Consider the following 14,186-nt stretch of genomic DNA (forward strand, 5'->3'; position numbering starts at 1 on the left):
TTGGCCCAAGGTGTTGTCGGGGCTTGGTCAACACGCTTCAATGCGGGGGAACTCGGGGCCGTGAACGACGGCGTCCGGATCGGCGTAGGGATGTGCGGACGCCCCGGTGCCGACGGGGTGGCCCCGAAGACCGGTGCGAACGGTCTGACCAGCCGTTGTGATCATTCACAGAAAGGCCCCTGTGCATGCGGCACGCCACACAGCACGCGGATGTCGCCACCGACGATCCCCTCGCGGCGGCGGAGGAAGCCGGCCGAGCCGAGGAACTGGACACCGCTCTGCGGGGCGGCCCCTTCCACGTCGCTCTGCGCGCCGCGATCGCCGCTCGCGGACTGCCGCTCCAGCGCGTCCAGCACCATCTGTCGCGCCACGGGGTCAGAGTGGGCGTCACCAGCCTGAGCTACTGGCAGCAGGGAGCGCGGCGTCCTCAGCGCCCCGAGTCGTTGCGGGCGGTGCGGGCCCTGGAGGAGATACTGCAGCTGCCGGAGGAGTCGCTGATCCGGCTGCTCGCCGAGGCCGAGGAGCGCTCGGCGGCACAGCGCCCCGCCGCCCGCTCGTACCGGTCCCTGGTGGAGGCCTCCGACGTCCTGGACCGGCTCCACGCCGAGCTGGGCTGGCCCCTCGACAGCGGCCTGCACTCCCTCGGACACCACGAGCGGGTACGGATCGGCGCCCACCGCGAGCTGGCGGCCCGCGAGTCGCACCACATCGTGCGGGCCCACCGGGACGGCGTGGACCGCTTCGTGGCCGTCCACCACGGCGACCCGGGCTGCGCGCCCGAGCGCATGACGGTGCACGCCCTGGAGAACTGCCGCACCGGACGGGTCCGGCTGGACCAGGCGACCGGCGTCCTCGTGACCGAGCTGCTCTTCGGCACCCGGCTGCGCTCGGGCGACACCTTCCTCTTCCGGTACGGCGTCGAGGACGGCACGGCCGGACCCTCGCGCGAGTACGTCCGCGGCTTCCCCTCCCACGGCGGCCAGTACGCGCTCCAGGTGCGCTTCCACGCGGACGCCCTGCCGGTGCGCTGCCACCGGTTCGCCCAGCACTCGGCAGCTGCCCCGCGCAGCGGCCGGCAGGAGCTCCCGTTCAGCGGGCTGTACCGCTCCGTCCACCTCGTGGAGCCCCGCGTGCGCCCGGGAATCATCGGTATCGGCTGGGACTGGGACTGAACGGCCGGTCCCGGCTCCGTCCGGTCCCGTCGGCTGTGGCGCGCCAGCGGCCGGAGGCGCACCGGCCCGCTGATCAGGCCTCGGGGCCCGCGACGATCCTGCCCTTGGCGACCTTGACCGGCAGCTCGTTCAGCGGCTCGGTCGCCGGGGCCTGAAGGACCTTGCCGGTGCGGGCATCGAACTCGCTCCCGTGGCAGGGGCAGATCAGCGTCGTCCCCTGAAGCCGGTTGATGGCGCATCCCGCGTGCGTGCAGATCGTGCTGTACGCCTTCAGGGTGCCGTCGTCGTCCCGGCTGACCACCACGTTGTGCTCGCGGTACAGCGTGGCGCCGCCCTTCGCGACCTCGCTCTCGGCCCCGAGCTGCACGGGTGCGGTCGGCTTCGGGGCCCCTGCTGCGCCGGCTCCGGGACCGCAGGCGGTGAGGCCGAGCCCGGCGAGCGGAGTGACGGCGGCTCCTCGGAGGACGGTACGACGGCTCGCGGGGGTGGGCCGGGCGGGCATCTGGTTCTCCACGGTTCGGGGGTGGTGCAGGGCGACGATACCCGGGGAGATCAGGGCGTTCTCCGGCGGGACCGGGTTGGGGCGGCGAGAGACGTAAGCGATTACGCAAGCGTTTACGTCTCCCTGCCGGATGGGATACCTTCCCGGCCAGAAGGCCCGCCGCGGCCGCTCAGGGAGGATCACGATGCCCACGATGGCCGACGTCGCACGCAGCGCCGGAGTCTCCGTGGCGACCGTCTCCCACGTGCTGAACGGCACCCGCCCTGTACTGCCCGGCACCCGTCAGGCCGTGCTGGACGCGATCGACGCGCTCGGCTACACGCCCAACACCCTCGCCCGCTCCCTGGTGACCTCCCGCACCCGCTCCATCGGACTCGCGGTGTCGGCGATCAGCAACCCGTACTTCACGGAGATCCTCCAGGGCGTGGAGGCCGCCGCCCTGGAACGGGGCTACAGCCTGCTCATCGCCGACCCGCACGACGACCCCGCTCACGAGCGCACGGTCGTCCAACTCCTCCATGAGCGGCGCGTGGACGGCATGATCGTGACGCCGTCCGCGGACCCGAGCGCCCTGCTCGCCTACCTCGGCCGCCACGCCGTACCGACCGTGTTCCTGGACCGGGTGACCGACGTCCCCGCCGAGTCCGCCGGTGAACCGGCGCCGCACTTCGACCAGGTCTGCGCCGAGAGTGCCGAACCCATGGCCCGGCTGGTCACCCACCTCGCCGAACTGGGTCATCGACGGATCGGCCTGGTCGCCGGGCTGCCGGGACTCAGCACCACGCGGGAGCGGATCACCGGCTACCGCCAAGGCCTCGCCAAAGCCGGCCTGGACTACGACGACCGGCTCGTGGTGTCCGGCAACTCCACCTCGGCCGGCGCCGAACAGGCCACCGCTTCCCTCCTCTCGCTCGCGGCTCCGCCCACGGCGCTCGTCACCGCCAGCAACACGATGACGATCGGCACCCTGCGCGCCCTGCGCGAGCGCGGCCTGACCGTGCCGGACGACATCGCCCTGTGCTGCTTCGACGACTTCGCCTGGGCGGACCTGTTGTCGCCCCGCCTCACCGCGATCGCACAGCCCAGCAAGGAGATCGGCGTCCAGGCCGTCCAGCTGCTGCTCGACCGGCTGGCCGCGCCGGACCGGCCCGCTCGAACCGTGCGGCTGCCCTGCACCTTCGTCCACCGCACGTCGTGCGGTTGCCCCGAGCGATCCGCGAGGGGCGGGAGCTCCGGGCACTCTGCGGACCCGAACCGACCCGAGCAGCCCAGGAAAGGACGCCTCTCTTGATCGTCGTCGCCGGTGAGGCACTGATCGACCTCGTACCGCAGGGCACAGGCGCCCTCGCGAGCCTGAAACCGGCTCTTGGCGGCGGGCCGTACAACACGGCCGTGGCGCTCGGCCGCCTCGGCTCTCCCACGGCCTTCTGCTCCCGCACGTCGCACGACGCCTTCGGCGAGGCGCTGCTGGGCGGGCTGCGCCGGGCCGGCGTTGACGTTTCGGGCGTGCAACGCGGTACGGAGCCGACCACCCTCGCGGTCGCCACCGTCGACGAGAGCGGCTCGGCCGCCTACTCCTTCTATGTCGAGGGCACCGCCGACCGCCTGTTCACGCCGCCTGCCCAACTCCCGGCCGCGGCACGTGCCGTCTCCTTCGGTACCTGCTCGCTCGTCCTGGAACCGGGGGCGAACGCCTACGAGGAGCTGATGCGGGCCGCGGCAGGACAGGGCCTGTTCACCGCGCTCGACCCGAACATCCGGGCGGGACTGATCCCGGACGCCGACGCCTACCGGGCACGGTTCAGGACGTGGCTGCCCTCGGTGTCGCTCCTGAAGCTGTCCGAGGAGGACGCGCAGTGGCTGGGCGGCACCCCGCGCGACTGGCTGGCCGCAGGGCCCTCGGCCGTGGTGATCACCCGCGGCGGGGACGGGCTCACCGTGTTCACCCGGGACGGAGGGGAACACTCCGTCCCGGGTGAGAAGGTTGACGTCGTGGACACGATCGGCGCTGGTGACACGGTCAACGCGGCCCTGCTGCACGGGCTGTACACCCAGGACCTCCTCTCCCCCGAGGCGCTCGCCGGCCTGGGGGCCGACGAGTGGAAGCGGCTGCTGCGGTTCGCGGCGCGGGCGGCGGCGATCACCTGCTCGCGCGCGGGAGCCGAGCCTCCGTACGCGGGCGAGTTGGGCGATCTCTAGCTCGATCCAGTTGTCAAGGTTCGGCTGGACAAGCGGTTCGCGGGACCGGTGAACCGCAGGGCCAGGGTGGCTGATGGTGGAACGAGCGGTGCCCCGCGGGGAGTTCCCGCGGGGCACCACTTTTTTGACGAGGTATCAGAAACCGGCTGTCGCTCGGCTTCGACGGCTCTGCCGTCGGTCACGCCTTGGGTGCGCCCGTCGCCTTCTTCGCGGCCGCCGTCTTCTTCGTGGCCCCGGCGGCCTTCTTGGTCACCGTGCTGTTGACGGACTTCGCCTTTGCGGAGACGGTCACCTTGGCCGTGGCCGTCTTGCGCGCCGTCGCCCCGGCGGCGACCGTCTTCTTCGCCGCCGTCTTCTTGGCCGTGGCCGCCTTCTTCGCCACCGTCTTGCGCGGGGCCTTCACAGGAGCCGCGTCGCTGATCCGGTCGGCGCCGAGGATGTCGCGCAGGAACTTGCCGGTGTGGCTGGCCGGAACCCCGGCGACCTCCTCCGGCGTGCCCTCGGCGACGACCAGGCCACCGCCGGCGCCGCCCTCCGGGCCCATGTCGACGATCCAGTCGGCGGTCTTGATCACGTCGAGGTTGTGCTCGATGACGATGACCGTGTTGCCCTTCTCTACCAGCCCGCCCAGGACCTTCAGCAGCTTGCTGATGTCCTCGAAGTGCAGGCCGGTGGTCGGCTCGTCCAGGACGTAGACCGTGCGGCCGGTGGAGCGCTTCTGGAGTTCGCTGGCGAGCTTCACACGCTGCGCCTCACCGCCGGACAGCGTGGTCGCGGACTGGCCGAGACGGACGTAGCCGAGACCGACCTCGCTGAGGGTCCTGAGGTGCCGGGCGATCGCCGGGACGGCCTCGAAGAACTCGAGGGCCTCGTCGATCGGCATGTTCAGGACTTCGGCGATGGACTTGCCCTTGTAGTGGACGTCCAGGGTCTCCCGGTTGTAGCGGGCGCCGTGGCAGACCTCGCACGGGACGTAGACGTCCGGCAGGAAGTTCATCTCGATCTTGATGGTGCCGTCGCCCGCGCAGTTCTCGCAGCGGCCGCCCTTGACGTTGAAGGAGAAGCGGCCGGGCAGGTAGCCGCGGACCTTCGCCTCGGTGGTCTCGGCGAACAGCTTGCGGATGTGGTCGAAGACGCCGGTGTAGGTCGCCGGGTTCGACCGCGGGGTGCGGCCGATGGGCGACTGGTCGACGTGCACGACCTTGTCGACAAGGTCGTCGCCGGCCACGCGCGTGTGCCGTCCGGGCACGTTCCTCGCGCCGTTCAGCTCACGGGCCAGGTGCGTGTAGAGGATGTCGTTGACCAGCGTCGACTTTCCGGAGCCGGACACGCCCGTGACGGCGGTGAACAGGCCCAGCGGGAAGGACACGTCGATGTCCTGGAGGTTGTTCTCGCGGGCGCCGTGCACGGTGAGCTGGCGGGACGCGTCGCGCGGGCGGCGCACGTCGGGCAGCGGGATCGACTTCTTGCCGGCCAGGTACTGACCGGTCTGCGACTCGGCGTTGGCGAGCAGCTCGTCCAGGGAGCCGCTGTGCACGACCTTGCCGCCGTGCTCGCCCGCGCCGGGGCCGATGTCGACGATCCAGTCGGCGACCTTGATGGTGTCCTCGTCGTGCTCGACGACGATGAGCGTGTTGCCCATGTCGCGCAGCCGGACCAGGGTCTCGATCAGCCGGTGGTTGTCGCGCTGGTGCAGACCGATGGACGGCTCGTCGAGGACGTACAGGACGCCGACGAGTCCGGAGCCGATCTGGGTGGCCAGGCGGATGCGCTGGGCTTCGCCGCCGGAGAGCGTGCCTGCCGCGCGGTTCAGCGACAGGTAGTCGAGGCCGACGTCGACCAGGAACCGCAGCCGCTCGTTGACCTCCTTCAGCACCCGCTCGGCGATCTTCTTGTCCCGGTCGCTCAGCTTCAGCTCGCGCAGGAAGTCCGCGCAGTCACTGATGGACATCGCGGCGATCTCGGCGATCGACTTGTCCATGATCGTGACCGCGAGGACGATCGGCTTGAGGCGCGTGCCCTCGCAGGTGGGGCAGGGCACCTCGCGCATGTAGCCCTCGAAGCGCTCGCGGCTCGCGTCGCTCTCGGCCTCGCTGTGCCGGCGCTTGACGAATGGGACGGCGCCTTCAAAGGCCGTCGTGTACACGCGCTCGCGTCCGTACCGGTTGCGGTAGCGGACCTCGATCTGCGTCTTGTGGCCGTACAGCAGGGCCTTCTTGGCGCGCTGCGGAAGTCCGGCGAAGGGGATGTCGGTGCGGAATCCGAGCGCGTCGGCCAGGGCACCGATCAGTCGGCCGAAGTAGTCCTTGGTGTGACCGTGCGACCAGGGGTGGATGGCGCCCTCGTCGAGGGACTTCTCCTCGTCGGGGACGATCAGCTCCGGGTCGACCTCCATGCGCGTGCCGATGCCGGTGCACTCCGGGCAGGCGCCGAAGGGCGAGTTGAAGGAGAAGGAGCGGGGCTCGAGCTCCTCGAAGGACAGGTCGTCGTACGGGCAGTACAGGTGCTCCGAGTACATGCGCTCGCGCTCGGGGTCGTCCTCGGGGAGGTCGACGAAGTCGAGCACGACCATGCCGCCGGACAGGCCGAGCGCGGTCTCCACGGAGTCGGTGAGGCGGCGCTTGGCGGAGTCCTTCACCGTGAGGCGGTCGACGACCACCTCGATGGTGTGCTTCTCCTGCTTCTTCAACGTGGGCGGGTCGGAGAGCTGGATGATCTCGCCGTCCACGCGCGCGCGGCTGTAGCCCTTGGCCTGGAGGTCGGAGAAGAGGTCGACGAACTCGCCCTTGCGCTCGCGCACCAGCGGCGACAGCACCTGGAAGCGGCTCCCCTCGGGGAGTTCCAGAACCTTGTCGACGATGGCCTGCGGCGACTGGCGCGAGATCGGACGCGAGCACTCGGGGCAGTGCGGCTTGCCGATGCGCGCGAAGAGCAGGCGCAGGTAGTCGTAGACCTCGGTGATCGTGCCGACCGTGGAGCGCGGGTTGCGCGAGGTCGACTTCTGGTCGATCGAGACGGCCGGGGAGAGGCCCTCGATGAAGTCGACGTCCGGCTTGTCCATCTGGCCGAGGAACTGCCGGGCGTACGAGGAGAGCGACTCCACGTAGCGCCGCTGCCCCTCGGCGAAGATCGTGTCGAAGGCCAGCGAGGACTTGCCCGACCCAGACAGGCCCGTGAAGACGATGAGCGAGTCGCGCGGCAGGTCGAGCGAGACATTCTTGAGGTTGTGCTCGCGCGCGCCACGGACGATGAGACGGTCGGCCACGCCGGTCCGCACCTTTCTTGAGAGAAGTGACAGGGGCGAGGCCCCCGTGCTTCTTCAGACTAGGGGGAGCCACTGACAACGCCGGTCGGATTCCCGGTTGCATAACAATCCCCGACCATCCAGCATGCCCGACGCCACCTTCGACGATATAGCACGCGCATTCGATTAGCGGGGGCGGTTCACCTCCTTCACCCGAAGGAGTGGCGCCGCTAGGGTCGGCCTCATGATTGATCACGCCCACGACCTGGCGTCTGTACGGGACGCGTCCGAACGGCTCCTCACCGCAGTCGCACAATTGGACGAAGCGGCAGTGACCGAACCCTCACGGTTGCCCGGCTGGACCCGCGGGCACGTCCTCGCGCACGTCGCCCGCAACGCGGACGCGCTCGTCAACGTCCTCGAGGGGCGCCCCATGTACGCCTCCGGCCCGGTCCGGGACGCCGACATCGAACGGGACGCCCCGCGCCCCGTCGCCGTCCAGCTCGCCGACCTCCGCGAGAGCATCGACCGCTTCCAGGAGGCGGGTGCCGAACCGGCGGACTGGTCGCGCACGGTCGAGCTGCGCAACGGGATCACCGACTCGGCGACGCGGGTGCCCTTTCGCCGGTGGGCCGAGGTCGAGCTGCACCATGTGGACCTCGGGATCGGCTACGAGCTGGAGGATCTTCCGGCCGAGTTCGTCGAGCGGGAAATCGACTTCCTCGCGGACCGATTCCGCGGGCACGAGGACGTGCCTTCCACCGATCTGGTCTCCACCGAGGAGCGCACCTGGACCACCGGCGGCGGCGCTCCGGGCGGCCCCGTCGTGGTCGAGGGACCGGCAGCCGAACTGCTCGGCTGGCTCGCCGGCCGCCGCGACGGCTCCGCGCTGACGGTCAAGGGCGGCACGCTTCCGGTGCTTCCTCCGCTCTAGCAGCCGACGGGCGCCGCAGTGCCTCCGGCTGCTTGCAGCGCCGCGGCCGGCGGCCCGGTGACAGCCCGTGCACGGCCCCCGGAGCACCCCTCCGCTATAGGCTGATCGTCATGACGTACAGCGGCGAAGTGACGGTCGGCGGACCGGCGGACGTGCACGAGCTGAAGGACCTGATGATCACCAAGATCGCGGTGGGTCCCATGAACAACAACGCCTATCTGCTGCGCTGCCGGGCCACGGACGAGCAGTTGCTGATCGACGCGGCCAACGAGCCGGACCGGCTGCTCGGCATGATCGGTGACGACGGCATCGCGTCCGTCGTCACCACGCACCAGCACGGTGACCACTGGCAGGGTCTCGCCGAGGTCGTGGAGGCCACGGGCGCGCGCACGTACGCGGGGCGGGACGACGCGGACGGCATCCCGGTGCCGACCGACGTCCGCGTCGACGACGGTGACGTGATCCGGGTGGGGCGCGTGGAACTCACCGCGCGCCACCTGGTGGGGCACACGCCGGGATCGATCGCGCTGGTCTACGACGACCCGCACGGCCACCCGCATGTCTTCACCGGGGACTGCCTCTTCCCGGGCGGTGTGGGCAACACCCACAAGAACCCCAAGGCGTTCGCCAGCCTGATCCACGACGTCGAGACCAAGATCTTCGACGCGCTCCCGGACGAGACCTGGGTCTACCCCGGCCACGGCAACGACACCACGCTGGGCGCCGAGCGACCGCACCTTCCGGAGTGGCACGCGCGCGGGTGGTGAGCGCGAGGGGGCGCTCGTCGGGGGCGCGGTCCCCGCGGTCGTACGCCCCCGAGCTCCCCGGCTAGGCCTCGGACTCCCCCGCCCCCACCAGCGTGGCCACCCGCTCCACGCCGAACACGTACCCCTGCACACCGCATCCCGCGATGACGCCGTCGGCACGCAGGGAGACGTACGAGTGGTGCCGGAACGACTCGCGCTGGTGGATGTTGGAGATGTGGACCTCCACCACCGGAATGTCGTCGCAGGTGTTGAGGGCGTCCAGGATGGCGATGGACGTGTGCGAGTAGGCACCGGGGTTGATCACGATCCCGCAGTGGCTGAGCCGCGCCTCATGGATCCAGTCGACCAGTTCGCCCTCGTGGTTGGACTGCCGGAAGTCCACCGTGCCGCCGTGCGCGGCCGCCGCCTTGGCGCACATCGCCTCGACGTCGGCCAGCGTCTCCGTGCCGTAGATCTCCGGCTGGCGCTGGCCGAGCAGGTTCAGATTGGGCCCGTTGAGGATCATGATCGGTGCATGGGCCAAGGTGCGGGGCACGGTTCCTCCGGTCCGGTCCAGGGCGGTCGGACGGCGACCGCGGCTCTCACCCCGGTTTATCACGCTGCGCAGGCGAGTCCGCTCGCCGTACCCTCCTGCAATGACGACGATCACGTACCCGCCGAAGCCGTCGCCCGGTGACCGCATAGCGGTGATCTCGCCTGCCTCGGGCCTCCCGGAACTCTTTCCGCGCCCGTTCGAACTCGGCCTGGAGCGGCTGCGTGAGGAGTTCGGCCTCGAACCGGTCGAGTACCCGACCACCCGCAGGATGGGCACGACGCCCCAGGAGCGTGCCGCCGACATCAACGCGGCGTTCGCCGACCCCGACGTCAAGGCGGTCATCGCCTCCATCGGCGGCGACGACCAGATCACGGTGCTGCCCTTCCTGGACCGGGAGTTGATCCGCGCACACCCGAAGCCGTTCTTCGGGATGAGCGACAACACGAACCTGCTCGCCTTCCTGCGTAACACGGGAATCGTCGGCTACCACGGGGCGACGGTGATGACCGCCCTCGGCCGCCCCGGGGCGATGCATCCACAGACCGCGGCGTCCCTGCGAGCGGCGCTTTTCACGTCCGGCGCGTACGAACTCGCGCCCGCCGAGCGCTGGCGCGACATCGACCGCGACTGGAGGGATCCGGCCACCTTCGAGACCGAACCGGAGACCCGCCCGGGCACCGGATGGATCTGGCACCACGCCGACCGCGTGGTCGAGGGCCGCAGTTGGGGCGGCGCCCTGGAGATCGTCGGCTGGCTGCTGATGGCCGACCGCGAGATCGGCAGCGACCTCTCCGAGTACGACGGCGGCGTACTGCTGCTGGAGACCTCGGAGGAGTTGCCGAGCGCTACGGAGGTATTCCGCACCCTGCGGAACATGGGCGAGCGCGGACTGCTGGGACGATTCTCCGCGCTGCTGATGGGCCGGCCCAAGACGTGGTCGTTCGAGCAGCCCAACAGCCCGGAGGAGGCCGCCCGTTACGCCGCCGAGCAGCGGGAAGCCGTGCTGCGCGTGCTGCGAATGTATGCACCCGACATGCCTGCTGTCTTCGATGTGGACTTCGGCCACACCGATCCCCAACTCGTCCTCCCCTATGGGGGAACGATCCGCGTCGACGGCCCTTCCCGGCGCATCACGGTCACCTACTGACGCGCTCCGCACCTCGCAATTCGCCGAGTGGGGGTGGCGCGTGCCCTTCTGGGCGGGGTGCTGGCCGTGGCCGGGCTGTGGCTGCGCTCGTCGCTCGCCGAGAGTCCCCGGTTCCTGGAGATCGACGCCCCGCGCGCGTGCCGTTCGCCGATCTCGTACGGCACCACTGGCGGCTGCTGCTGCTCGCGGCTGGGGCGCTCGCGGTCGGATACGCGGTGTTCTACGCGGTGACCACCTGGTCGCTGGCGTATGCGACCGAGCGGCTCGGGGTGAGCCGTACCGTCATGCTGGCCTGCATCCTGGCCGCCGTGGTCGTGAAGGGCGCGCTCACGCCCTTGATGGCGATGCTCGGCGATCGCTACGGCCGACGGCCGCTGTGCCTGACCGGGTGCACGAGGTGTGCCCTGTGGATGTTCCCGATGGTCGCGCTGCTGTCGACCGGCGCCCCGCTGCTGATGTCTCTCGGCACCCTCGGGGCGCTGATCGGGATTCATCACGATGTTCGCGGTGATCGCCGCATATCTGCCGGAGCTGTACGAGCCACGGGTGCGCTGCACCGGCGCCGCAGTGAGCTAACCTCGGCGGCGTCCTCGGGGGTGTGCTCACCCCCGTCGCGGCGACCGGGCTCGCGGAGCACGGCGGGCGCGTTCCGTGGGGCGTGGCGCCTATCTGACTGCGGTCGCACTGCTGCTGAGCCTCGGCTGCTTCGCGCCCCTGCCGGAGACGCGCCCCGTGCCCGTGATGGCGGGGGCCGAACCGGCCGCGGGGTGAGGCAGCGAAGGCTGGATCGGGGACGTCTCCGACTACGGGTTGATCGCCAGCTCCAGGTACGCCGCGAACAGCACCAGGTGTACGCCGCCCTGGAGCAGTGTGGCGCGTCCCGGTGCCACCGTCAGGGAGCTCACCACCACCGTCAGAGCGAGCAGCAGCATGTGCGTGGAGCCGAGGCCGAGGACGAGCGGTCCGGGCAGCCACAAGGTGGCGAGGGCGACGGCGGGGATGGTGAGTCCGATGCTGGCCATCGCGGAGCCGAGGGCGAGGTTGAGGCTGGTCTGCACGTGGTCGCGGCGGGCCGAGCGCAGGGCCGCGATCGTCTCGGGCAGCAGCACCAGCAGCGCGATGATCACACCGACGACGGCATGGTGCAGACCGGCGGCCTGCACGCCGGCCTCGATGGCCGGCGACACGCCCTTGGCCAGACCGACCACGCCGACCAGGGCGAGCCCCAGCAGGCCGAGGCTGATCCAGGCGGTACGCGCGGACGGCTTCGCCGCATGGTCGTCCGCCGTGATCACCTCGCCGCGTCGGGTGACCGGCAGGAAGTAGTCGCGGTGCCGCACGGTCTGAGTGGTCACGAACAGGCCGTACAGGATCAGCGACGTCACCGCGGCGAAGGTCAGCTGCACGCCGGAGAACTCCGGACCCGGCGCGCTGGTGGTGAACGTCGGCAGCACGAGGCTGAGCGTGGAGAGGGTCGCCACGGTCGCCAGCGCGGCGCCGGTTCCCTCGGGGTTGAAGACGGCGGTGCCGTGGCGGAGGGAGGCCACGAGCAGACTCAGGCCGACGACACCGTTGCAGGTGATCATCACGGCCGCGAAGACCGTGTCCCTGGCCAACGTCGCACTCTTGGGCCCTCCGTCGGCCATGAGGGTGACGATCAGGGCGACCTCGATGATCGTCACGGCGATGGCGAGGACCAGGGAACCGTAGGGTTCGCCGACACGATGGGCGACCACCTCGGCGTGATGCACTGCGGCCAGTACCGACCCGGCGAGCACCGCCGTCACCAGCGCGACGAGCGGGCTGGGAAGATCACGTCCCCAGGTGAGGCCGAGAAGGACGACCGCAAGCAGCGGCACGATGACGGTCCACTGCACGGCGAGCGACCTGAGCCGAGTACTCATGCATCAGTGATGGCCGAGACGTACGGGGTTCGCATGCCGGTCCTCCCTCGCGCGGGGGCCGCGCCGGCACAGCGCGGCCCCTCCCCAGTAATGGTTCGGGATATCGGGCCCGTCACTTGGCCTCGTTCATCTCCAGAACGTCGCACTCCGTGAAGGACGGCGGGCTCGTACACAGGGCCGCCATCTTCTCGGCGAACTGCCTCGCCTCGGGGTCCTGGCTGCTGCGCACGGCCTCGTCGTATGAGTCGAACATGAGCAGTTCGAGATAGCGGCCCGGGTGGTTTCTGTCCTTGAGGACGGCCTGGCGCGCAGGGCCGTGCCCATTGCCGCCGAAGCGCTTCTCGATGTTCCTGGCAAGAGCTCGCATCTCATCGATGCGGTCGGTCTCGAACTCGATGATCTGCACGAACTTCTTCGATGTGTCCACGGTTCTCTCCACCTGGCCGTGGCGCCCCAGGACGGGAACGCTCAGCACCCACCGAAGCACCGTGTGTGACGGTCGGCAATTCGTCACATGGTCAGGAGGCGTCGACGCTGTCCTTCTGGGTGCCGCCGCTCCGTGCGTGTACGGCTTCGGCCGCCGCCTGCCTCCTGGACGCCACCAGACTGGTGATCGTGGTGACGATCAGTACGGCGCAGATCACGCCGAGCGAGACCGGGATGCTGATCTCCGGGACGTGGACCCCAGACTCGTGGAGCGCGTGGAGCACCAGCTTGACGCCGATGAAGCCGAGGATGATCGACAGACCGTACGAGAGGTGGACCAGCTTCTTGAGCAGGCCGCCGATGAGGAAGTAGAGCTGCCTGAGGCCCATGAGGGCGAAGGCGTTGGCGGTGAAGACGATGTACGGGTCCTGCGTCAGACCGAAGATCGCCGGGATCGAGTCGAGCGCGAAGAGCACGTCGGTGGTGCCGATCGCCAGCATCACGACCAGCATCGGCGTCATGACGCGCTTGCCGTTCTGCTGGATCCACAGCTTGGTGCCGTGGTAGCGGTCGGCCACACCGAACCTGCGCTCGACAGCCTTGAGCAGCCTGTTCTCCTCGTACTCCTCGTCCTCGTCCTTGGATCGGGCGTCCTGGATCAGCTTCCAGGCGGTCCAGATGAGGAAGGCACCGAAGAGGTAGAACACCCAGGAGAAGCTGGCGATGATCGCGGCTCCCGCGGCGATGAAGACGGCCCGCAGGACCAGGGCTATCAGGACACCGACGAGCAACACCCGCTGCTGATAGCGCGAGGGGACCACGAACTTCGCCATGATCAGGACGAAGACGAAGAGGTTGTCGACGCTCAGCGACTTCTCGGTGATGAAGCCGGCGAAGAACTCCCCGGCTGGCTGACCGCCCCCGAAGAAGAACAGTCCCAAGCCGAAGAGTCCGGCCAGGGCGATCCAGACGGCCGTCCAGATGCCCGCTTCCTTGATGGACACGTCATGGGGCTTGCGGCCGATCACGAAGTCCGCCGCGATGAGAGCGGCGAGACCCGCGATGGTCAGGACCCACAGGGTCAGGGAAACATCCACTGCGCCTCCGGTTGTGAACGGCAAAAATCATCGTCGTTGTCACCGGAGGTCTCTTCCACCCGGGGCGGGCCGGCGCCCCGGGACCTTCTGGATCCGTACTGACGGGAACGCCGCAGCAGATAGGGAGTACTCCCCTCCGTACGGAAGACACTACCCAATTGCCAAAGATTAGTAAAGTGTTCAGTAAAAGAAAGACCAAGTTCGCTGGTCAGTTGCACTTTACTTACATTTGATCAAAGCTTCGCCGACCTGGGCGGGA

12 protein-coding genes and 1 pseudogene are annotated in these 14,186 nt (G+C 69.6%); 7 read left to right on the forward strand and 6 right to left on the reverse strand.

Going from position 1 to position 14,186, the window contains the following annotated elements:
• Positions 1-185 precede the first annotated feature (185 nt).
• Entirely contained in the window at positions 186-1,172 is a 987-nt protein-coding gene (locus QFZ74_RS07410) for a hypothetical protein (protein ID WP_307619990.1), read from the forward strand.
• 73 nt (positions 1,173-1,245) lie between these two features.
• On the opposite strand, the gene QFZ74_RS07415 is transcribed toward QFZ74_RS07410, so the two are convergent.
• Positions 1,246-1,674 (reverse strand): Rieske (2Fe-2S) protein, encoded by a 429-nt coding sequence (locus QFZ74_RS07415; RefSeq protein ID WP_307624067.1) that lies wholly within the window; start codon positions 1,672-1,674, stop codon positions 1,246-1,248.
• A 184-nt stretch (positions 1,675-1,858) separates the two neighbouring features.
• Between QFZ74_RS07415 and QFZ74_RS07420 the strand changes: the two genes are divergently transcribed.
• Together QFZ74_RS07420 and QFZ74_RS07425 are read left to right on the forward strand one after the other, a co-directional pair.
• On the forward strand, positions 1,859-2,965 hold the full coding sequence (locus tag QFZ74_RS07420) for a LacI family DNA-binding transcriptional regulator (protein WP_307619991.1): 1,107 nt from the start codon (positions 1,859-1,861) through the stop codon (positions 2,963-2,965).
• Positions 2,962-3,873 (forward strand): carbohydrate kinase, encoded by a 912-nt coding sequence (locus QFZ74_RS07425; protein ID WP_307619992.1) that lies wholly within the window; start codon positions 2,962-2,964, stop codon positions 3,871-3,873. The genes QFZ74_RS07420 and QFZ74_RS07425 overlap by 4 nt, the downstream gene beginning before the upstream one ends.
• Before the next feature lie 178 nt (positions 3,874-4,051).
• Here QFZ74_RS07425 and uvrA read toward each other — a convergent pair whose 3' ends face one another.
• Positions 4,052-7,138 carry an excinuclease ABC subunit UvrA gene (uvrA, locus tag QFZ74_RS07430; RefSeq protein WP_307619993.1) on the reverse strand — a complete coding sequence of 1,029 codons (3,087 nt, stop codon included), beginning with the start codon at positions 7,136-7,138 and terminating at the stop codon, positions 4,052-4,054.
• Positions 7,139-7,361: 223 nt separating this feature from the next.
• Between uvrA and QFZ74_RS07435 the strand changes: the two genes are divergently transcribed.
• Both QFZ74_RS07435 and QFZ74_RS07440 read left to right on the forward strand, forming a co-directional pair.
• Positions 7,362-8,051, forward strand: coding sequence for a maleylpyruvate isomerase family mycothiol-dependent enzyme (locus tag QFZ74_RS07435; RefSeq protein WP_307619994.1), 690 nt, complete (start codon positions 7,362-7,364; stop codon positions 8,049-8,051).
• 110 nt (positions 8,052-8,161) lie between these two features.
• Positions 8,162-8,818, forward strand: a complete 657-nt coding sequence (locus QFZ74_RS07440; RefSeq protein WP_307619995.1) for an MBL fold metallo-hydrolase — start codon at positions 8,162-8,164, stop codon at positions 8,816-8,818.
• Between the two features lie 61 nt (positions 8,819-8,879).
• Here the strand turns inward: QFZ74_RS07440 and aroQ are convergent, their stop codons facing one another.
• Positions 8,880-9,353, reverse strand: a complete 474-nt coding sequence (aroQ, locus tag QFZ74_RS07445) for a type II 3-dehydroquinate dehydratase (RefSeq protein WP_307619996.1) — start codon at positions 9,351-9,353, stop codon at positions 8,880-8,882.
• A gap of 100 nt (positions 9,354-9,453) precedes the next feature.
• On the opposite strand from aroQ, the gene QFZ74_RS07450 reads away from it, so the two are divergent.
• Positions 9,454-10,500, forward strand: a complete 1,047-nt coding sequence (locus tag QFZ74_RS07450; protein WP_307619997.1) for a S66 peptidase family protein — start codon at positions 9,454-9,456, stop codon at positions 10,498-10,500.
• A 10-nt stretch (positions 10,501-10,510) separates the two neighbouring features.
• Positions 10,511-11,271: pseudogene (locus QFZ74_RS07455) on the forward strand (MFS transporter); the annotation flags it as partial.
• A 32-nt stretch (positions 11,272-11,303) separates the two neighbouring features.
• On the opposite strand, the gene QFZ74_RS07460 reads toward QFZ74_RS07455, so the two are convergent.
• The 3 genes from QFZ74_RS07460 to QFZ74_RS07470 all read right to left on the reverse strand — a co-directional run bounded on the left by QFZ74_RS07460 (position 11,304) and on the right by QFZ74_RS07470 (position 13,927).
• On the reverse strand, positions 11,304-12,404 hold the full coding sequence (locus QFZ74_RS07460) for a calcium:proton antiporter (RefSeq protein ID WP_307619998.1): 1,101 nt from the start codon (positions 12,402-12,404) through the stop codon (positions 11,304-11,306).
• Positions 12,405-12,516: 112 nt separating this feature from the next.
• Positions 12,517-12,831: a hypothetical protein gene (locus QFZ74_RS07465; protein WP_307619999.1), complete on the reverse strand. Its 315-nt coding sequence runs from the start codon at positions 12,829-12,831 to the stop codon at positions 12,517-12,519.
• Between the two features lie 91 nt (positions 12,832-12,922).
• Positions 12,923-13,927: a TerC family protein gene (locus tag QFZ74_RS07470; protein WP_307620000.1), complete on the reverse strand. Its 1,005-nt coding sequence runs from the start codon at positions 13,925-13,927 to the stop codon at positions 12,923-12,925.
• Positions 13,928-14,186 lie beyond the last annotated feature (259 nt).

This window comes from Streptomyces sp. V3I7, assembly GCF_030817495.1.
Lineage (GTDB): Bacteria > Actinomycetota > Actinomycetes > Streptomycetales > Streptomycetaceae > Streptomyces.